Here is a 19,269-nt window from a genome sequence, read left to right as displayed (position 1 = left end):
CGCCTGCCGCGCCCGGTGCTGCGTCAGCTGGTGAAGCCGCCGTCCACGTTGACCACCGCGCCCGTCACGTAGCCGGCGTCCGGCGCGGCGAGGTGCGCGACGGTCGCCGCGATGTCGGCGGGGCGAGCGTAGCGACCGAGGGCGGTGAACCCGGCGATGGCTGCCGCGTTCGGGCCGTCGGCCGGGTTCGTGTCGGTGTCCGTCGGCCCCGGGTTGACCAGGTTGACCGTGATGCCGCGCGGACCCAGCTCCCGGGCCAGGCCGCGGGTCAGCCCGGCCAGCGCCGTCTTGCTCATCGAGTAGAGCGAGAGCCCGGGGAAGACCGCGCGCTCGCCGACGTTGCTGCCGATGCTGATGATCCGGCCGCCGTCACCCAGGTGCCGGGCCGCCGCCCGCGCGGCCACGTACGGGGCCCGGACGTTGACCGCCAGCGTCCGCTCCAGCTCGTCCGTGCCCAGCTGGTCTACGGCACCGACCAGGAACACGCCGGCATTGTTCACCAGGATGTCCAGCCGGCCCAGCTCTGCGGCCGTCCGGTCGACGGCCTCCTGGACGGCCGCCGGGTCGGCGCTGTCCGCCCGGATCGCGAGAGCCCGTCGGCCCAGCGCCTCGACGCGCCGCACCACGGTGGCGGCCTGGTCCGCGCTCTGTCGGTAGGTCAGCGCCACGTCGGCGCCGTCCTGCGCGAGGCGCAGCGCGATGCCCGCCCCGATGCCCCGGGCGCCACCGGTGACCAGGGCGACCTTGCCGATAAGTGTCGTCATGCGACGATCATGGAGGCCCGGCACGGCCCCGGTCTGGCGGCGATCGGACCCCGCGTTACCCACCGAGCGCCAGGTCCGATTCCCGCCGGCCGGGTCATCGGAGGCGGTTGGCCAGCCAGGGGAGCAGGGCGTCGGCCTGGGCCTGCTGGAACGCCCGGACGGTGGGGATGTTGGCCGGGGCCGGCCGCCGGGCCGCGTCCGCGAAGTAGCCGGCCAGGCCGGCGTACACGCCGGTGAGCACGGCCGGATCGACGCCGGCGGTGAGCGGCAACGCGCGCAGCAGGGCCTCGGTGTCGTGGCCGCCGTGCAGGCGCACGTTGACCAGCAGCAGCGCGGTGTCCAGCCAGGCCGGGCCCCGGCAGGCCCACGGCCAGTCCACCACGTGCACCCCGCCCGCGGCGTCGACCAGGAGGTTGTCGGCCCGGAGGTCGACGTGGCAGAGCGTGTCGCCGGCCAGCTCGTCGAGCCCGTGGTCGGCGGCGGCGCGCAGCGCGTCGAGGTGGTCGCGGACCCACGGGTCCAGCCGGGCGGGCGGGTCGGCGGCGATGCGGTGCCAGCCCGCGAAGTCGTGCGCGAGCCGTTCGGCGGCGGTCGGCGCGTGCGGCACCGGGTTCGGGGTGAGCAGCGCCGCCATCGCCTCCAGCGTGGACAGCACGGTGGTCAGCTCGTCGGTGAGCCACGGGGTGGCCGGGTGCCGGCCGTCCACGTCGGTGAAGACCAGCGCCACCCAGTCCCCGTCGTCGTGGCAGCCGAGCAGCCGGGGCGTCGGCGCCGCCTCCGGCAGGGCGGCGGCGATGAGCGCCTCGGCGCGGTGCAGCCGGGGGCTGTCCGGGTTCTGCGCCGGGCTGACCGCCTTCACGAACGCCCGCCGCCCCGAGGCGGTGCGGACCCGGTCGGCCGAGCCGGGGGAGTAACCACCCGGCTGGGACACCGCCTCGACCACCAGGTCGCCGAGGATCTCCTGCACCGCCGCCCGGACCCGCGCGGGCAGCTCGGCCCAGCCGATCCGGCACTTGGTCAGCTCCGTCACCCCATTACCGTGCGCGCCCCCCGTGCCGGTGATCAAGAGGTTTACGTCGGGGATAGCCTCGGAGCTGACGCAGACCTCTTGATCACCGGGGACGGGTCAGCGACGCGGAGAGGGCGGTACGGGGATGGGACTGGCACTCGACCCGATGACGGCGGACGAGCTGGCGCGACTGCTGGGGCCGCTGGAGGAGTCGTACGCCGAGGAGGTGGCCCGCCACCGCGGCCTCACGCCCGACGCGGCCCGGGAGTTGGCAGCCAGCCAGATCGCCACGTTGCTGCCGGCCGGCGCCGCCACCGACGGGGTGCTGCTGCGGATCGCCCGTGTCGACGACGTCGAGGTCGGCTGGATCTGGGTCACGCTGCCCGGCGCGGGTGAGGCCCCGGCCGGCTCCGGCCGGGCCTGGATCCACAACATCGAGGTGGACCCGGCGCACCGGGGACGCGGGCACGCGCGGCGGATGATCCAGCTCATCGAGGCGGAACTCGCCGCGCGCGGGGTGACCGAACTCGGCCTGAACGTCTTCGGGACCAACACCGTCGCCATCGGCCTCTACGAGAGCCTCGGTTTCCGGGTCACCGCACAGCAGATGGCCAAGCCGCTCGCCCCGCCCGCCCCGTGACCGTCGGCTGACCTGCGAGGACTGTTCCTCCCGGCAGCGGGAAAACGCGTCCCGACGCACCTGGGAGGGAGCGACGGATGACGCATGGCGCCGGACTGACGATCGGTGTGCTGGGCTCGTACGGCGGTCGGAACCTCGGCGACGAGGCGATCCTCACCGGGCTGCTGACCGACCTGCGCCAGCAGGAGCCGAACGCCCGGATCATCGTCTTCTCCCGGAACCCCGCGCACACCCGGGTGGCCCACCCGGACGTGGAGGCGGTGCCCTGGGAAGGGGTGAGCCGGACCGACTCCGCCCTGGTGCTCGCCCAGTTGGACCTGCTGATCCTGGGCGGTGGCGGAATCCTGTACGACCGGGAGGCCCGCCGCTACCTGCGGGTCGTCCGGGTCGCGCAGGAGCGCGGCCTGCCCCTGATCACGTACGCGGTGGGCGTCGGGCCGCTCAGCGACGGGGTCGACACCGGCATGGTCCGGGAGACCCTGGGCGGGGCCACCCAGTTGACCGTTCGTGACCAGGAGTCCCGGATGGTGCTGGAGGAGGCCGGGCTGGTCAACCCGATCACCGTGACCGCCGACCCGGCGTTCCTGCTGGAGGCGGCGGAGTTCCCGGCCGACCTGCTGCGCGAGGAGGGCGTGCCGGCCGGCAAGCGCCTCGTCGGGATGAGCGTCCGGGAGCCGGGCCGGGCCGCGGAACGGCTGGACGTGGACGGCTACCACCGGCTGCTGGCCCAGATCGGCGACTTCCTGGTGCACCGGATCGACGCGTACGTGCTGTTCGTGCCGATGGAGCGCGACGACATCCGGCACTCGCACGGGGTGCTGTCCCACATGATCGCCGCCGAGCGGGGGCGCATCCTGCACGGCAACTACTCGCCCCAGCAGGTGCTCGGCCTGATGCGCCACTTCGACCTGGCCGTCGGCATGCGGCTGCACTTCCTGATCTTCGCCGCGATGGTGAACACGCCGTTCCTGCCGCTCCCGTACGCGGGAAAGGTCTTCGACCTGGCTCAGCGGCTCGGCGTGCCGGCCCTGCGCGGTGTCGAGCGGGAGGTGGAGGGCCCGCTGCTCGCGGAGGTCGACCGGCTGTGGGACGAGCGGGAGCAGCGCGCCGCGGCCACCGCCCGCCGGGTCGCCGAGGTCTGCGACCAGGCCCGGGGCACCTCCCAGGTCACCCGCGCGGTGCTGGAGAGCATCCGGTCCCGCCGGCTCACCCGCGCCTGACCGCCGCCCGCGCCGGCCCGCATGCGGCGCGGGGGCCGGCGCAGAGCCGCCCGGGCCGCGTGGGTAGCCGGCCGCGCCGGGTGCGGCGCCGGCCCGGGCCGCTCAGACGGCCGGGCCGCGCCAGCAGTAGCGCCAGTCGGAGGCCCCGTCCGCGACGGACTCCAACTCGTATATCTGCGCCTCGACCAGCCCCTGCGGGCCGAGGTGATGGTGGGTCAGCGGCGGCCGTCCGTTGCTGTCGAGCTCGACGGTCACGGTCTGACCGTCGGCCACGCCACCCACCAGAGGGATCTCTACCGTTGAGGCCATGCGCCCATCCTCCCTGCAACGGACGGGACGCGCAGCGATAGCGGGGCAGCGCGTACCGCGACGGCTGGCTAACGTGCCGTCATGGCGGAGATGACGATCGACCCCACGCTCGGCCCCGTGCGGGCGCGTACCGGCGACGAACGAGCCGTCCTCGAATCCTTCCTCGACTTCCACCGTGCCGTGGTGCTGCGCAAGCTGCACGGGCTCTCCGACGCCGACGCGACCCGCCGGCTGGTGCCGTCGGCGACCACCCTGATGGGCCTGGTGAAGCACCTCACCATGGTCGAGGGCAACTGGTTCCCGTCCCTGCTCGCGCCCGGCCCGGACGACGTCTACCTGACCGCGGAGGAGGACGCGCTGGCCAGCTTCACCGTCACCGAGGACGACACCGTCGACGGTGTCGCGGCCGCGTACGAGCGGGCCTGCGAGCGCTCCCGCACGGTCGCCGGCCGCTTCGCGCTCGACCACGTGGTGCCGCACCCACAGCTCGGCGAGGTCTCCCTGCGGTGGATCCTCACGCACCTGATCGAGGAGACCGCTCGGCACGCGGGCCACGCAGACATCCTGCGCGAGCTGACCGACGGGCAGACCGGGGCGATCTGAGCGCGGACGGCCGGCCCCGCCCGCCTATCCTTGGCCCGGGCGTCGGGAGGGGGAGCGCGTGCTGGTCGTCCACGGGTTGTGGCTGCCCGGCGACGGGGATCTCGCCGTCTGGGCCGAGGACAGCACCCTGCCGGCCGAGGTGCCGCGCCGGCCGGGCCGGGCGCCGCGCGAGCGTCCGCACCCCTTCGCCGCCGGCCATCCCGCCCTCGCCGCCGTGCTCGCCGAGGCCGCGGAGCCGACCGGGCTGGGTTCCGCGCAGCTCACCCTGCCGACCCGCGGCGGCGCGCCGCTCGACTCACCGGAGCTGATCCGGACCGACGTCGCACCGCCGGCCCGCGGCCGGGTCACCCTCGCCGGGTGGCGGGTGCCCGTCCTGCGGTACGCCCCGGACGCCGCCCTGGCGCTGCTGCGCGCCCTGGACGACCTGCCGGCGGTGCCCGGCGCGGCCCTGCGCCACCTCGCCGAGCTGGCCGACTTCGCGGTCGACCTGGTGACCCGTGGCCGCGTCCTGCCCGGCGTCACCGACCCGCCCCCACAGGGTGCGTCAGCGGCCGGTCCGGCCGACGGCGGCGGGGTGCCGGTCCGTGCCGTGTGGCGGCCGCTGCTCACCGGCACGGACGCCGGCTGGGCCCGGTCCCTCGCCCTCGCCCTGCCGCCGGCCGCGCGGGCCGCCGACCCCGAGGCCTCGGCCGGCGACCTGGTCGCGGACGCGCTGGACGCGCTCACCGACGCGGCGGCCCGGACCGCCCTGGAGCGGACCGCGCTGGCCCGGGGCGTGCGCCCGGGCGGCGCGGTGCCCGCGTGGCTCGCCGCGCTCACCGGGCCGCGACCCGACTTCACCGCCGACCCGGTGGCCCTGGCCACCCTCCGCACCGAACTGGACGCCTGGCAGCGCGACGCGGCCGGCGGCGCCGTCCGCGCCAGCTTCCGGCTGGTCGAACCGGCCGCCGACGAGATCACCGAGCCGGTCGTGGTGACCGTGCCCGATCCGGCGCCGGCCGGGTCGTCCGCGGCCGGGCTGGTTCCGGTCGACTCGGCGCCCGCCGGAGCGGGGGCCGAGGCCGGGCGGTGGCGGCTGGAGTTCGGCCTCCAGGCGGCCGACGAGCCGAGCCTGCACGTCGACGCCGGGCAGGTGTGGCGCGACCCGGTGGCGGTCGCCGCCCTCGCCGGACGCGCGGCCAGCCCGCAGGAGACCCTCCTCGCCGAGCTGGGCCGGGCCAGCCGGCTCTGGCCCGACCTCGACCCGGCGCTGCGCACCGCCGCGCCCGAGGCTTTGGCCCTGGACGTCGAGGGCGCGCACCGGTTCCTCCGCGAGGGCGCGCCGGTGCTGCACGCCGCCGGCTTCGGCGTGCTGCTGCCGTCGTGGTGGCAGCGTCCCTCCTCCCGGCTCGGCGCCCGGCTGCGGGCGCGCAGCCGGACCGCGCCCGGCACGGTGGCGGTCAGCGGCGGCGGCGTCGGCCTGGACGCGCTGGTGGACTACCGCTGGGAGGTGGCGCTCGGCGATCAGCCGCTCTCCGCCGACGAGTTGGCGGAGCTGGCCGCACTGAAGACTCCACTGGTGCGGCTGCGGGGCCGCTGGGTCGAGCTGGACCCGAAGCGGCTCGCCGCCGGGCTGCGGCTGCTCCGCTCGGCCGGGGAGCTGACCGTCGCCGACCTGCTGCGGCTCGGGCTCACCGCCGCCGACGACGACGCCGCGCTGCCGGTGCTGGAGGTGAGCGCCGACGGCGCGCTCGGTGACCTGCTCGCCGGTGCGGTGGAGCGGCGGCTCACCCCGCTGGACCCGCCGCCGGGGTTCCACGGCACGCTGCGTCCGTACCAGCGGCGGGGGCTGGCGTGGCTGGCGTTCCTCCAGTCGCTCGGCCTCGGCGGGGTGCTCGCCGACGACATGGGGCTGGGCAAGACGGTGCAGCTGCTCGCGTTGCTCGCCGGTGACCCGCCGCAGGCCGGTCCGACCCTGCTGGTGTGTCCGATGTCGCTGGTCGGCAACTGGCAGCGGGAGGCGGCCCGGTTCACGCCGGGGTTGCGCGTACACGTGCATCACGGCGCCGAGCGGGCGCGGGGGGCGGCGTTCACCGCGGCCGTGCACGACGCGGACCTGGTCCTCACCACCTACTCGGTGGCGGCCCGGGACGCGGTCGCGCTGGCCGGCATCGACTGGCACCGCGTGGTCGTCGACGAGGCGCAGGCCATCAAGAACGCGTCCACGCGGCAGGCCGAGGCGGTCCGGGCGCTGCCGGCCCGGCAGCGCGTGGCGGTGACCGGTACGCCGGTGGAGAACCGCCTCGCCGACCTCTGGTCGATCATGCAGTTCGCCAATCCGGGGCTGCTCGGGCCGGCGGCGACGTTCAAGAAGCGCTTCGCCGAGCCGATCGAGCGGCACGGCGACGCCGAGGTCGCCGAGCGGCTGCGCCGGATCACCGGCCCGTTCGTGCTGCGCCGGCTCAAGACCGACTCGTCGATCATCTCCGACCTGCCCGAGAAGCTGGAGATGGAGGTCGTCTGCAACCTCACCGCGGAGCAGGCGTCGCTCTACCGGGCGGTCGTCGACGACATGCTCGCCAAGATCGAGTCGAGCGACGGCATCGAGCGGCGAGGGCTGGTGCTGGCCACCATGACCCGGCTGAAGCAGGTCTGCAACCACCCCGCGCAGCTGCTGCGCGACGGGTCCGCATTGGACGGTCGCTCGGGCAAGCTGGCCCGACTGGAGGAGATCCTGGAGGAGGTGCTCGCGGCGGGGGAGAAGGCGCTGCTCTTCAGCCAGTACGCCGAGTTCGGCGCGATGCTGCGCGGTCACCTCTCCGCGCGGTTCGGGCGGGAGGTGCTCTTCCTGCACGGCGGCGTCGGCAAGGCCGACCGGGACGCCCTGGTGACCCGGTTCCAGTCCTCGGACGGCCCGCCGATCTTCGTGCTGTCGCTCAAGGCCGGCGGCACCGGGCTGACCCTGACCGCGGCCAACCACGTCGTGCACGTCGACCGGTGGTGGAACCCGGCGGTCGAGGACCAGGCCACCGACCGGGCGTTCCGGATCGGCCAGCGCCGGCGGGTGCAGGTCCGCAAGTTCGTCTGCGCCGGCACGGTGGAGGAGAAGGTCGCCGCGCTGATCGCCGACAAGCGCAGCCTCGCCGCGAGCGTGGTGGGCACCGGCGAGCAGTGGGTGACCGAGTTGTCCACCGCCCAGCTGCGCGAGCTGTTCGCGCTGGAGTCCGGGGCGGTGGTCGAGTGACCGAGGGCAGCGGTGACGTGAGCACGACGACGAGCGGACGTTTCGCCGACTACGGGCGGCCCCGCCGCGTCGACGGCGGGCTGCGGGCGCGCAGCACCCGGGGCGCCATCGGCCGGTCCTGGTGGTCGCGGCGCTTCCTGGAGGTGCTGGAGTCGTTCGCGCTCGGCACCCGGCTCACCCGGGGCCGCTCGTACGCGCGGGCCGGCCAGGTGCTCAGCCTCACCATCGCCCCCGGCGCGGTGACCGCGGTGGTGCAGGGCTCCCGACCGAGACCGTACGACGTCCACATCGGACTGACCGCCTTCCCGGCCGCCACCTGGCAGCGGATCGAGGCGGAGCTGGCGGCACAGGCGTTCTTCAGCGCCCGACTGCTCGCCGGTGACCTCCCGGCCGAGCTGGAGGACCTGTTCGCCGGCGCGGGCACACCGCTCTTCCCGGCCGGCGTCGACGAGCTGACCCAGCGGTGCAGCTGCCCCGACTTCGCCGTGCCGTGCAAACACCTCGCGGCCACGTTCTACCTGCTGGCCGAGGCGTTCGACGCCGACCCGTTCGAGCTGCTCCACTGGCGTGGACGTGATCGGGCCGACCTGCTCGACCGGCTCCGCGCCCTGCGGGCCGAGGCCACCGGCGTCGCCCTACCAGCACCATCCGATCTGGACGGTGGGGACGGCTCGGACGACCCGGACGCCGTGGCCACGCCACCCGGCGGTGCCGCCCGGGCGCTGGCCGGGCTGCCGCCGGCATCGCTCGCCGACGCCGCCGACCGGTTCTGGCTGCCACCGGTGCCGCTGCCGGACCGGCCGCCGAGCCTGGCCACCGGTCCGGACCTGCTGCTGCGGCAGCTCGGCCCGCCGGCTCCCGCCATCGGCGGGCCCGGCCTGGTGGAACGGCTGCGCCGGGCGTACCGGGCGTTCGGCCGCTGAGGCCGTCCGTCCGGACCGGTCGCGTGCTCCCGGCTCACCAGGTCGCCACGGTCGTCGGTCGGGCCGTGCGGCTCGTTGATCCGGCTCGTCGGCCGCGCCGCGGGCGGCCCGCGGTCAGTCCCCAGGGGTCGGGCCGCGGGCGGCCCGCGGTCACGGCGTTCATAGCCAGCGGCGGCGGAAACGCCACATGAGTACCGCGTTGGCCACCAGTACGACGGCACAGATCGCGCCGGCCAGCCGTCCCGCGAGCACGGTCATCGCCGGCAGTGAGGCCCACAGCAGGATGGTCAACAGCATCAGGTAGCGGCCGCGCCGGCCCTTCGCCCGGTTGTCCAACCGGGCGAAGAACGCCGGGTCGCTCTCCCGGAGCTGACGGGTGATCTGTTCGAACCTGCGCTGATCCTCTTTGCTGAGCATGGCGGTGCCTTCCCCTCACGCGTTCAGCGGTTCGGCGGCTTACCCGCTGCGACGGCGGCTCACGCCGACCGCCGCTGGTCCTTTTCCCGCTCCGCCGCCGCCGACGCGGGCGACGGGCGGGGGATTCGGGGCGTACCCCGGGTGGGGCCCCTCGGGGACCCCGCGGGCCCCCCGGGAGACGTCTCAGCGCCGGCTTATCCGGGCCTTAAGTTTGCCTGTGCCCGGGAACGGGGCCGGCGGCGTCGCGAGCGGCGAAAACGTCACATCGTCGTCGTCCCCGCGCGCGTACGTCCTGCTCCGGGCGACCGTAACCGGATGCCCGTCCGGCTGGACCTCGCGCCGCGCGCTGAGGGCCGTCTTAAGTGCCCTTCCGGGGCGGTTCGACGCGTCTTGTCGGCACCACACCCCTTGGTTACGTTCCCGGGGCAACCCCCTCAGGCATCAGCCGCCGTCACTGCCGCCCCTGCCCGGCCGCAGCGTGCCGGCGCTCCAGCAGAAATCGGAATGGGTACATGGCCGACCAGAACGTGCCGCCACGCCGACCGCGGGACGACCGCGGCTGGGACGGGCGTCCGCACCCCACCCCCGGCGGGTACCACGACCGGACCCCGTCCACCCCGTACGGGTACGTCTCGCCCGAGTCGCCGCAGGGTGGATACCCGGCGCAGACCGACCCCCGGGCCTACCCGGGACACCCGGGCCCGGCGGCGCGCGGCCCGCAGTGGGTGGGCCCCGACGGCCTCGACCGACCCGCCCCCGTCGACTCCGGACTGCCCCAGCTGGACGGTGACGACGAGCCGGGCCGCCCCGTCGGCCGCCGGCGGGCCCTCGTGACGCTCGGCGGCACCGCCGCCGTCGTCGCCGGCGGCGCCGCCCTGGCGATGACCCCGCAGGTACGCGGGCTCTTCGGCGACGCCACAGCCGGCGACGCCACCGGCACCACGGTCACCGACGGCACCGCCGCGCGCCCGAGCGGTCAGCAGCCGAGCACCGTACGCACCTACACCGAGCAGAACGAGAGCTACATGGGCTCCCGGGCCGGCGAGGCGCTGAAGAAGAACACGCCCTCGGGTGGCCGTTCCTTCTCCGGCCCGGCCGCGGCGGCCGCCGAGACCAAGGTGACGGTGAAGACCGTCCTCGCCAAGGACCCGGTGCTGCACCTGGCCCGGCGCGCCACCTTCGGCCCGACGCCCGAGGTGGTCGCCGACATCAGGCGAATGGGCATCGACGCCTGGATCCGGGCGCAGCTGGAGCCCGAGAAGATCGCGCCGAGCCGGGCCGAGCTGAAGCTCGCCGAGCTGCCCAGCCTCAAGCTCTCCGTGCAGCAGCTGCGGGACCAGCGGGACCAGCTCAACGAGCGGGGCGCGCAGCCCGAGCGGGAGATGGTCGACGCCACGCTCGCCCGGCAGATCTGGTCCAAGCGGCAGCTCTTCGAGGTGATGGTCGACTTCTGGAACGACTTCCTGCACGTCGCCGCGGACTTCGACGGCGGCGAGGTCTACCGCAACTCGTTCGACGTCGACGTCATCCGGGCCCACGCGCTGGGCAGCTACCCGCAGATGCTGGTCGCGGCGAACAAGCACCCGGCGCTGCTGCTGTACCTCAACCAGAACGACTCGCGCGCCGACGCGGTCAACGAGAACCTGGCCCGGGAGAACCTGGAGCTGTACTCGGTCGGCGTCGACGGCGGCTACACCGAGAAGGACGTCCGCCAGGCCGCCCTGCTGCAGACCGGGCGCGGCGTCAACGACGGGAAGTACGTCTTCCGCGCCGACCGGCACTACGTCGGCAAGGTGAAGATCCTCGGGTTCACCCACGCCAACAACTCGCAGGACCCGAAGAAGGCCGACGCGGCGATCGACGCGTACATCACCTACATCGCGCTGCACCCGTCGACCGCCCGGTACGTGGCGCAGAGCCTCGCGACCCGGTTCGTCTCGGACACCCCGCCGAAGTCCCTGGTGGAGCGATTGGCCAAGACCTACACCGCGAACAAGGGCATGATCCGCCCGGTGCTGATGACGCTCTTCAGCTCCTCGGAGTTCTGGGCCGCCGTCGGGCAGAAGGTCCGCCGCCCCATGGAGTACCTGGTGGCGACGTACCGGACCCTGGGCGTCTCGCCGGAGGCGTCACCGAAGCACGACAACGGCGACAACAAGCGGACGCCGTTCGCCCGTGGGCTGCGGCAGATCCACGACAAGCTGCGCGAGCTGGGCCAGTTCCCGATGGGCCAGCCCACCCCCGACGGCTACCCGGACGTGTACGTCGCCTGGACGTCGGCCGGCGCGATGGTCAACGGCTGGAACGAGGCGGGCGAGCTGGTCGCCGGCAACCGCACCCAGTTCACGTACGCGAAGCCGGAGAAGCTGGTCGCCAAGCCGCCGGCCACCGCCGGGGCGTACGTGGACGCGCTCGCCCAGCGGCTCGTGCAGCAGAAGCTGAGCGCTCGGGAGAAGGCGCTGATCCTCGGCGTGGCCGACGCGCCGGCCACCGCCAAGGTGGACGCCACGTTCAACGGGGCCATCACCGCCGTCGCGCGGGCGATCCTCGCATCCCCCCAGCACCACCTCCGGTGAGGCACCCGATGGAGAAGACTGTGCACAGCTACCCCCTGCACCCCGACTGCCCGGACCTGCGGCGGCTGGCCGACGACCCCGCGGACGCCCTGCTGCGGGCCGAGGCCGACATCGTGGCCGCCGAGAACGCCGCCGAGGCCGACCGCTACCGCCGCCTGGAGGAGCTGGAGGAGGCGCAGCAGGACGGGCGGGGGGTCACCCGGCGTACCTTCGTCGCCGGTGCGGCCGCCACCGCCACCGCCCTCGCCACCGCCCAGTTCGTCACCACCTCGGCGTCCTTCGCCGCCACGAAGACCGGCACCCTGATCCACGTCTTCCTCTACGGCGGCCTGGACGGGCTGAGCCTGGTCGCGCCGGCCGACGACCCGGTGCTCACGAAGGCCCGACCCGACCTGCTGCTCGGCGAGGACTCCCTGGCTCTCGGCCGCGGGTTCAAGCTGACCAGCGCGTTCAAGCCGCTGGAGCAGTGGCTCAAGGCCGGGCAGCTCGGATTCATCCCGGCCGTCTCCGACGAGCGGCTGTCCCGCAGCCACTTCCAGGCCGCCGACGCCTGCAACCTCGGCGGGCTGCCGAACGAGACCGGCGGGCGGGGCTGGCTGGACAGCCTCGTCGACGCGCTCGGCAAGGGCACCGCGTTCCGCAGCGTCGGCATCGGCAGCACCCTGCCCCGGTCGCTGGTCGGCAACAACGGCGCGTTGTCGCTGAACAGCGTCGGGTCGCTGCGGCTCAACGGCGGCGACCGCTTCCGGGCCGCCACCGAGAAGGCAATCCGGGGGCTCTTCACCGGCATCAACCACCCCGTCGAGGAGGCCGTGCAGACCGGCCTGGGGGCGCTCGCCACCGCGCAGAGCCTCGCCGCGAAGCCGTACCAGCCGGCCGAGGGCGTCACGTACGAGGGCGTCGGCTACGCCTTCCAGCAGCTCGCCCAGCTGATCAAGGGTGGGGCCAACGTACGCGTCGCGACCGTCGGCATGGGCGGCTACGACACGCACGAGAACCAGGGCACCCGCTCCGGCGGTCAGCTCCACCGGCGACTGAACGAGCTGGCCAAGGCGATGGCCGCGTTCTTCACCGACCTCGGGCCGCAGGCCGCCGACGTGACCATCATGGTCTCCAGCGAGTTCGGCCGGCGGGTCGCCTCCAACAGCGGCGGCACCGACCACGGCCACGGTGGTGTCGTCACCCTGCTCTCCGGGCGCAAACTGGCCGGCTCGCTGCTCGGCACCTGGAACGGATTGAACGACCTGGACTCCGGCGACGTACCTGAGTACAACAACATGTTCAACGTCTACGGAGCCGTCGCGCAGGGCCGCTTCGGGCTCACCAACGCGGAGGTGGACAAGATCTTCCCCCGGCAGAAGTACACCCCGATGAAGCTGTACGCGTGACGTACCAGGACACATACGCGGCCGGCCGCCACACCGGGACCTACCCCCGGACCGGCGGCCGGCCGTCCCCTCCACCGCCGGCGGTACCGCGGCGCGGCGCCGGCGGCCGCCGTACGCTCGCCGTCCTCTTCTGGGCGGGCCTGGTGGCCGCCGTGCTGCCCTGGTGGCTGGACACCCCGGCCGGCTCCTTCGCCACCACCGCCGACGTCCTCACCGCGGCCGGGCGGATCACCGGACTGGTCGCCGGCTACCTGCTGCTCGTGCAGGTGCTGATGATGAGCCGACTCGGCGCGTTGGAACGGTGGGTGGGCGGCGAGCGGACCTCCCGCCTCCACCGGGATCTCGGCGCCACGCTGCTCGTCGCGGTGCTCGCCCACGCCGCCCTCATCGTGGTCGCCTACGCCGACGTGGAGGGCAACTCCGTCCCCGGCCAGGTCGGGGTGCTGCTGCGCGACTACGAGGACATGGTCTCCGCGTTCGCCGCCGCCGGCATCCTGGTGACGGTCGGGTTCACCGGTGTCCGGGCGATCCGCACCCTGTTGCCGTACGAGCTCTGGTACCACCTGCACCTCACCGCGTACGCGGCCCTGCTGCTCGGCTTCGCCCACCAGTTCAGCAACGGCGCCCAGCTCTTCCCGCCGGGCCCGGTACGCACCGGCTGGATCGCCGCGTACCTGCTGGTGCTCGCCGCCCTGGTGTGGGGCCGGCTGGTGGCCCCGCTGCGGTTCAACCTGCGGCACCGGCTGCGGGTGGCCGACGTGGTCGCCGAGACGCCCGACACCATCTCGATCTACCTGACCGGCCGACGGCTCAACCAGGCCGACCTGCTCGGCGGGCAGTACCTCCGCTGGCGGTTCCTCACCCGGGGCTGCTGGTGGCAGTCGCACCCGTTCTCGCTCTCCGCCGCCGGCAACGGCCGCTGGCTGCGGCTGACCGTCAAGGTGGTCGGCTCGCACACCGCCGACCTGCGCGACCTCGACCCCGGCACGCTGGTCTGGGCCGAAGGCCCGTCGGGCACGTTCACGGCCGCGCACCGCACCCGGGAGCGGGCACTGCTGATCGCCGGCGGCAGCGGCATCGCCCCGCTGCGGGCGATGCTGGAGGAGCTGCCGCCGGGCGCCGCGCTCATCTACCGGGCCCGCACCCCCGCCGACGTGCTGCTGCACCACGAGCTGGACTGGCTCGCCCAGGCCCGGCAGACGTCGATCTGGTACGTGATCGGCCGCCGCGACGACCCCGGCCCCCGGCAGGTGATGAGCCCGGACGGGCTGCGCCACCTGGTGCCCGACCTCCTCCGCCGGGACGTCTACCTGTGCGGACCACCCGGGCTGGTCGAGGAGTCGGTGCGCGCCCTGCGCCGCGCCGGCGTGCCGCGCCGCCAGATCCACCTGGCCACGTTCGAGCTGTAGCCGTCGGAGAGAGGCACCACCCATGCGTCGCGCGCTCCTCGCGATCACCGGCCTGGCCGCCAGCACCACCGCGCTGGTCGTGCTCAAGGGCCCACCGGGCGCCACCCAGACCGCCCAGGCCGTACCGGCCGGTCCGGCGTCCGCGCTCCCCGGGGAGCCGGTCACGCCGGACGCCGCTCCCGGGCCGGCGGCGTCCGGCGCGCCCGCCTCCCCGCGCCCCGGCCGCAGCGCCACCCCCACCCGCACCCCGGGGGCGCGCGACGGCGGCACCAGCACCCGACCGACCACCGCGGCGCCGCGCCGCACCACCGCCGCACCGCGGACCACGAGCGCCACCCGCACGGTCACCGGGCCGGTGGTGACCAACGAGTACGGCAACGTCCAGGTGCAGATCACCGTCTCCGGCACCCGGATCACGAAGGCGGTGGCCCTGGAGCTGCCCGACGGCGGCCAGTCGACGCAGCGCAGCGATCGGGTCGACGCCGCCTACAGCGGCACGTCCGGCCAGGTGGTGCAGCGGCAGAGCGCCGACCTGGACACCGTCTCCGGCGCCACCGCGACGAGCGCGGCGTACCAACGGTCGCTGCAGGCCGCGATCGACCAGGCCCGCTGACGTGACGGCGCCGCTGACCCGGCCCGGTCTGCGCCGGGCCGAACAGATCATGGGTACGGCCATCAGCCTGGACCTCGCCGACGACCTGCCCGCCGCGACCCTGAACGGGCTGGCCGACGACGTCTTCGGCTGGATGCGCGAGGTGGACGCCCGGTTCAGCACGTACCGGGCCGACAGCGAGGTGCGCCGCTTCGTCCGGGGCGAGCTGCTGCTCTCCGAGGCGTCCGCCGACCTGCGGGCGGTGCTGGCGACCTGCGCCGAGCTGTGGGGGAGCACCGACGGCTTCTTCGACGCGTACGCGACCGGCGAACTCGACCCCTCCGGCTACGTGAAGGGCTGGGCGGCCCAGGTCGCGTCGGACCGGTTGGTGGCGGCCGGTGCCCTCAACCACTGCGTCAACGCCGGTGGGGACGTCCGCACCCGGGGCCACTCCGCGGCCGGGCGGCCGTGGCGGATCGGGGTCCGGCACCCGTGGGACCCGATGGCGACCTGCCTGGTGCTGAGCGGCACCGACCTGGCCGTCGCCACCTCGGGCGTCTACGAACGCGGCCCCCACGTCCTCGACCCGCGACGGGGCACCCCGGCGGTCGGGCTGCGGTCGGTCACCGTGGTCGGCCCGGACCTCGGGCTGGCCGACGCGTACGCCACCGCGGCGGTGGCCATGGGCGTGGCCGGCATCGGCTGGCTGGACCGGCTACCCGGCCACACCCACGCGATCGTCACCGACGACGGCCGCCTCCTGCACTCCACCAACCTCCCCGTTACCACCTGACCCCCGCCACCCGCCGCGCTCCCACCCCCGCCGCGTCTCCCCGTGGTCTTGCACGTTCGGCCCGTGGGGCGCCCGGTATGTCAGGTATGCCGGGGGCGCGATCTGCAAGATCGCGGGCGGTGGTCAGCGCGGTGGGGGTGGGGAGGTTCGGTGGGTGTGGTCAGCGGATGGGGCGGTGGGTGTTGGCCGGGCGGGTGCCGGTCGGTCTGGGTCGGCCGGGGCGGGAGCCCGCGGGACGCGTGCCGGCCCAGCGGCGCCGTGGACGGTAGCGGTACGGCGGCTCACTGCCGCCGGTCTGCGGTGTGGTGTCGTCGGTGGACATCATTTCCCCGCTCCCGGGGCGCGTTCGCCCCGTCGCTCTGCTCAACGAGGAGAGGCGCCCCGGCGACGCTGCCGACGGGCCGCCCGGTGGGGGGACGCGCCCCGAGCGCCGACGCGGCGGCCGGCGCGCTGCCTGTCGCCGTGGGAGAGATCGCGCAACGTCCCGGGAGTTGTCGCCTCCGCCGGCTGGGGAGGCAGCAACTTCCCCCAAAGCTGTCGCCTCGACCGGGGGTGGGGTCAGAGGCCGCGGCGGGGGAGTGGGAGGTGGCCGGGGAGCAGGTCGGAGGTGAACGTGACTCCGGTGGCCCGCAGCGCGTCGATCAGCGTGTTCTGCACCAGGTAGGAGTCGGGTAGTTGCCACCGGGCCTGTTCGGGAGCCACCGCCCAGCGGACGAGGCCCTCGGGCAGCCGGGTGGGCGGCGCGGGGATCCACGAGCCGGGCCCGTGCCGGACCACGTGGAAGCAGTGTTCCAACTCCGGCCGTAGCGGGTCGCCGGGGCGGACCAGGAACATCCACCGCCCGGTCGGGGTCACCAGCACGGGCCCGCGTACGCCGCCGCCGGCGGGGTGGACCTGCACCGCGTCGAGGACCCGGCGGCCGAGGTGGGCGGCCACCTCCAGCACGTCGAACGCGCGGCCGGTCGGCAGCAGTACGCCGTGCGGTCGGGTGCGCCACCAGGTCGCCACCCGGGCCGGGTCGGTGGTGGCGGCGTGTTCCCAGTTCTCCAGCGCCGGGTGGCAGCCGACGGTGGGACAGCCGGCGCGACCGCAGACGAAGCGGCTGCGCGCGAGGCACGCGCCCGGGGTCACCTCCCAGCCGTGCGCCGCGTAGCGCACCGCGACCCGGCGCAGCCGGACCCGTTCCAGTGGCGACAGTTGCGCGACCCGCGGGCCGACATTCCCCCACATGATTGCCATCTCCCCTCGTCGGGCCCGGCGGCCACCGGGTCTTACGTCGAGCACCGTCACTGCCGTAACCCGCGATCGTTGAGTTGACGAACGGCTGATGCAACTTGCACGAAAACTATGAGGACTGGCTGTACGGCTGACGCACTGGCTGTGCGACCAGCGAAAACCTGAGACGTACCGCGCGACCGCAACCGCGAGGAAGTCATCCGGTCATCGCCTGGGCCTCGAACAGGGGAGGGATGGGGAGATGGACGAGCTACCCATAGGTCGGCGGGTCGCCTACTGGCGGGGGCGGCGCAAGATGTCGCAGCAGGTCTTCGCGGACCGGCTGGGCAAGTCGAAGAGCTGGGTGGACAAGGTCGAGCGCGGGGTGCGCCGGCTGGACAAGTTCTCGGTGCTCTACGAGATCGCCGACATCCTCCAGGTCGACGTGCAGCTGCTGCTCGGCAAGGACCCGGAGCGGCGCACCGACGCGATGAACTGCATCGACCAGGTCGAGGTCGAGGAGATCCGGGCAGCCCTGGAGCGGTACGACTCGATGAGCGCGTACTTCCACGCCGCGCCGCAGCCGCCGCCGCTGGCCGACATGCGCAAGGCCGTCAACCACGCCTGGCTCACCTACCAGTACGGCCGCTACGGGATGCTGACGCGGGCCCTGCCGAAGCTGCTGCGCGACGCCCAGGCCGCCGACGCCGGCTACGGCGGCGACGACGCCCGGGAGGCCGCTCACCTGCTCGGGCAGGTCTATCAGATCGCGTCGTCGGTGCTGCGCAAGCTCGGCGAGTGCGAGCTGGCCTGGCTGGCCGCCGACCGCTCGATGGCGGTCGCCCAGCGGGCCGACGATCCGCTGCTGGCCGGTATCGCCACCACCCGGGTCTGCAACGCCCTCGTCGCGATGGGTCGGGCCCGTCCGGCGCTGGAGCTCAATGTCACGATCGCCAACCGGCTCGCGCCCGGGGGCGGCAACGACGCGTCCCCGGCCCGGCTGTCGGTCTACGGCATGCTGCTGCTGCAGGGTGCGATGGCCGCCGCGCGGATCGGCGACACCGCCACCGTCGACGACCTGATCAGCGGCGCCCAGGAGGCGGCCACCCTGCTGGGCGGCGACCAGAACCACTACTGGACCTCGTTCGGGCCGACCAACCTCGAACTGCACCGGGCCGCGGCGGCCGTCGAGCTGGGTGACGGGGGCCGGGCGGTGGAGGTGCACCGGCTCAAGATCCAGGAGCCGGCGTTCAACGCGCTGCTGCCCGAGCGTCGGGCGCACCACCTGCTCGACGTGGCGCGCGGCTACGCCCAGATCGGCGACGTCGCCAACGCCGGCGAGATGCTGCTGCTCGGTGACCGGCTGGCGCCGTCGGAGATCCGGTGCCGGCCGATCGCGCACGAGGTGATGTCCGATGTCCTCCGTCGCACACGTGGTGCGCCGCCTTCTCCGATTGCGGAGTTGGCTGAGCACATGGGAGTAGGGGTATGAGCGCGGAGTCGGCCTGATGGCCGGCCCGCGGTCCAGCAACGGGCGCCGTGAGGTGCTCTACGTCATCGCCTGCGGCTCGCCGCTGGCCCGACACGTCGGTCGGCTCGTCGACCTGGCCCAGCAGGACGGCTGGGACGTGTGCGTGATCACCACGCCGGACGGCGCGAAGTTCGTCGACGCCCCGGCGCTGGCCCGTCAGACCGGTCACCCGGTGCGGACGCACTACAAACAGCCGGGTGACCCGGACCTGTTGCCGCCGGCCGACGCCATGATCGTCTGCCCGGCCACGGTCAACACGGTCAACAAGTGGGCCGCCGGGATCACCGACACGCTCGCCCTTGGGCTGCTCGTGGAGGCCCAGGGGATGGGTGTCCCGATCGCGGCGGTGCCGTTCACGAACGCCGCGATGGCCACCCACCCGGCGTTCCGGGCCGGCCTCGCCCGGCTGGACGAGTGGGGGGTGACGGTGCTCTTCGGCGACCACGTCTTCCCGCTGCACGCGCCCGGCACGGGTGAGCGTCACCTGCACGCCTTCCCGTGGGGAATCGGCCTGACCGCGCTCCGCCGTCGCGTCTGCCCGTTGGTCTGAGCCCACCGCCCGTCCCGGTCCGGGCCGCGTCGTTCCGGGCCGGTCCGGCGGGGGAGGCGGCCCTTCACCGCGTACGCCGGTAAGCTGGCCCGCCGTGAGCACAACCG

The 19,269-nt window shown here is 74.4% G+C and carries 17 protein-coding genes; 12 read left to right on the top strand and 5 right to left on the bottom strand.

All coding sequences use genetic code 11. The annotated features are described in order from the left end of the window. Nucleotides 1–23 precede the first annotated feature (23 nt). Together ACIBTV_RS28260 and ACIBTV_RS28255 are read right to left on the bottom strand one after the other, a co-directional pair. The gene (locus ACIBTV_RS28260; protein ID WP_396709712.1) at nt 24–764 is read right to left on the bottom strand and encodes an SDR family oxidoreductase; all 741 of its coding nucleotides are present in this window, start codon (nt 762–764) and stop codon (nt 24–26) included. Between the two features lie 94 nt (nt 765–858). Next, nucleotides 859–1,794: a phosphotransferase family protein gene (locus ACIBTV_RS28255; protein WP_396709710.1), complete on the bottom strand. Its 936-nt coding sequence runs from the start codon at nt 1,792–1,794 to the stop codon at nt 859–861. Nucleotides 1,795–1,918: 124 nt separating this feature from the next. Here ACIBTV_RS28255 and ACIBTV_RS28250 point away from each other — a divergent pair, with 124 nt between their 5' ends. Both ACIBTV_RS28250 and ACIBTV_RS28245 read left to right on the top strand, forming a co-directional pair. Next, nucleotides 1,919–2,413, top strand: a complete 495-nt coding sequence (locus tag ACIBTV_RS28250; protein WP_396709708.1) for a GNAT family N-acetyltransferase — start codon at nt 1,919–1,921, stop codon at nt 2,411–2,413. Between the two features lie 77 nt (nt 2,414–2,490). After that, nucleotides 2,491–3,633 (top strand): polysaccharide pyruvyl transferase family protein, encoded by a 1,143-nt coding sequence (locus tag ACIBTV_RS28245; RefSeq protein WP_396709706.1) that lies wholly within the window; start codon nt 2,491–2,493, stop codon nt 3,631–3,633. A gap of 102 nt (nt 3,634–3,735) precedes the next feature. Here the strand turns inward: ACIBTV_RS28245 and ACIBTV_RS28240 are convergent, their stop codons facing one another. Beyond that, entirely contained in the window at nt 3,736–3,942 is a 207-nt protein-coding gene (locus ACIBTV_RS28240; protein WP_396709705.1) for a hypothetical protein, read from the bottom strand. Between the two features lie 81 nt (nt 3,943–4,023). Between ACIBTV_RS28240 and ACIBTV_RS28235 the strand changes: the two genes are divergently transcribed. From ACIBTV_RS28235 to ACIBTV_RS28225, 3 genes are read left to right on the top strand one after another with little or no spacing between them, the layout of a single operon-like run. Beyond that, entirely contained in the window at nt 4,024–4,545 is a 522-nt protein-coding gene (locus ACIBTV_RS28235; protein WP_396709704.1) for a DinB family protein, read from the top strand. Nucleotides 4,546–4,603: 58 nt separating this feature from the next. Beyond that, entirely contained in the window at nt 4,604–7,768 is a 3,165-nt protein-coding gene (locus ACIBTV_RS28230; protein WP_396709702.1) for an SNF2-related protein, read from the top strand. Further along, nucleotides 7,765–8,691, top strand: a complete 927-nt coding sequence (locus ACIBTV_RS28225) for an SWIM zinc finger family protein (protein ID WP_396709700.1) — start codon at nt 7,765–7,767, stop codon at nt 8,689–8,691. Before ACIBTV_RS28230 ends, ACIBTV_RS28225 begins: the two co-directional genes overlap by 4 nt. Before the next feature lie 159 nt (nt 8,692–8,850). Here ACIBTV_RS28225 and ACIBTV_RS28220 read toward each other — a convergent pair whose 3' ends face one another. Next, on the bottom strand, nt 8,851–9,108 hold the full coding sequence (locus tag ACIBTV_RS28220) for a DUF3040 domain-containing protein (protein WP_091596260.1): 258 nt from the start codon (nt 9,106–9,108) through the stop codon (nt 8,851–8,853). Between the two features lie 512 nt (nt 9,109–9,620). Between ACIBTV_RS28220 and ACIBTV_RS28215 the strand changes: the two genes are divergently transcribed. The 5 genes from ACIBTV_RS28215 to ACIBTV_RS28195 are packed head-to-tail and all read left to right on the top strand — an operon-like array spanning nt 9,621 to nt 15,866. Then, nucleotides 9,621–11,684, top strand: coding sequence for a DUF1800 family protein (locus tag ACIBTV_RS28215; protein ID WP_396709698.1), 2,064 nt, complete (start codon nt 9,621–9,623; stop codon nt 11,682–11,684). An 8-nt stretch (nt 11,685–11,692) separates the two neighbouring features. Then, on the top strand, nt 11,693–13,072 hold the full coding sequence (locus ACIBTV_RS28210; protein ID WP_396709696.1) for a DUF1501 domain-containing protein: 1,380 nt from the start codon (nt 11,693–11,695) through the stop codon (nt 13,070–13,072). Further along, on the top strand, nt 13,069–14,481 hold the full coding sequence (locus tag ACIBTV_RS28205; RefSeq protein ID WP_396709694.1) for a ferric reductase-like transmembrane domain-containing protein: 1,413 nt from the start codon (nt 13,069–13,071) through the stop codon (nt 14,479–14,481). The genes ACIBTV_RS28210 and ACIBTV_RS28205 overlap by 4 nt, the downstream gene beginning before the upstream one ends. Before the next feature lie 22 nt (nt 14,482–14,503). After that, nucleotides 14,504–15,094 carry an FMN-binding protein gene (locus ACIBTV_RS28200; protein WP_396709692.1) on the top strand — a complete coding sequence of 197 codons (591 nt, stop codon included), beginning with the start codon at nt 14,504–14,506 and terminating at the stop codon, nt 15,092–15,094. 49 nt (nt 15,095–15,143) lie between these two features. Beyond that, complete coding sequence (locus ACIBTV_RS28195; RefSeq protein WP_396709734.1) at nt 15,144–15,866, top strand: FAD:protein FMN transferase; 723 nt, start codon at nt 15,144–15,146, stop codon at nt 15,864–15,866. A 558-nt stretch (nt 15,867–16,424) separates the two neighbouring features. Here ACIBTV_RS28195 and ACIBTV_RS28190 read toward each other — a convergent pair. Then, complete coding sequence (locus tag ACIBTV_RS28190) at nt 16,425–17,096, bottom strand: bifunctional DNA primase/polymerase (RefSeq protein ID WP_396709732.1); 672 nt, start codon at nt 17,094–17,096, stop codon at nt 16,425–16,427. 247 nt (nt 17,097–17,343) lie between these two features. On the opposite strand from ACIBTV_RS28190, the gene ACIBTV_RS28185 reads away from it, so the two are divergent. Further along, nucleotides 17,344–18,573: a helix-turn-helix domain-containing protein gene (locus ACIBTV_RS28185; protein ID WP_396709690.1), complete on the top strand. Its 1,230-nt coding sequence runs from the start codon at nt 17,344–17,346 to the stop codon at nt 18,571–18,573. A 16-nt stretch (nt 18,574–18,589) separates the two neighbouring features. Next, entirely contained in the window at nt 18,590–19,162 is a 573-nt protein-coding gene (locus tag ACIBTV_RS28180) for a flavoprotein (protein WP_396709687.1), read from the top strand. The last annotated feature ends 107 nt before the right edge of the window (nt 19,163–19,269 follow it).

The sequence above is a fragment of the Micromonospora sp. NPDC049366 genome, assembly GCF_044466625.1.
Classification (GTDB): Bacteria; Actinomycetota; Actinomycetes; order Mycobacteriales; family Micromonosporaceae; genus Micromonospora.
The sequence above is the reverse complement of the archived record's forward strand: the minus strand, read 5'-3'. Positions and strand labels throughout refer to the sequence as shown.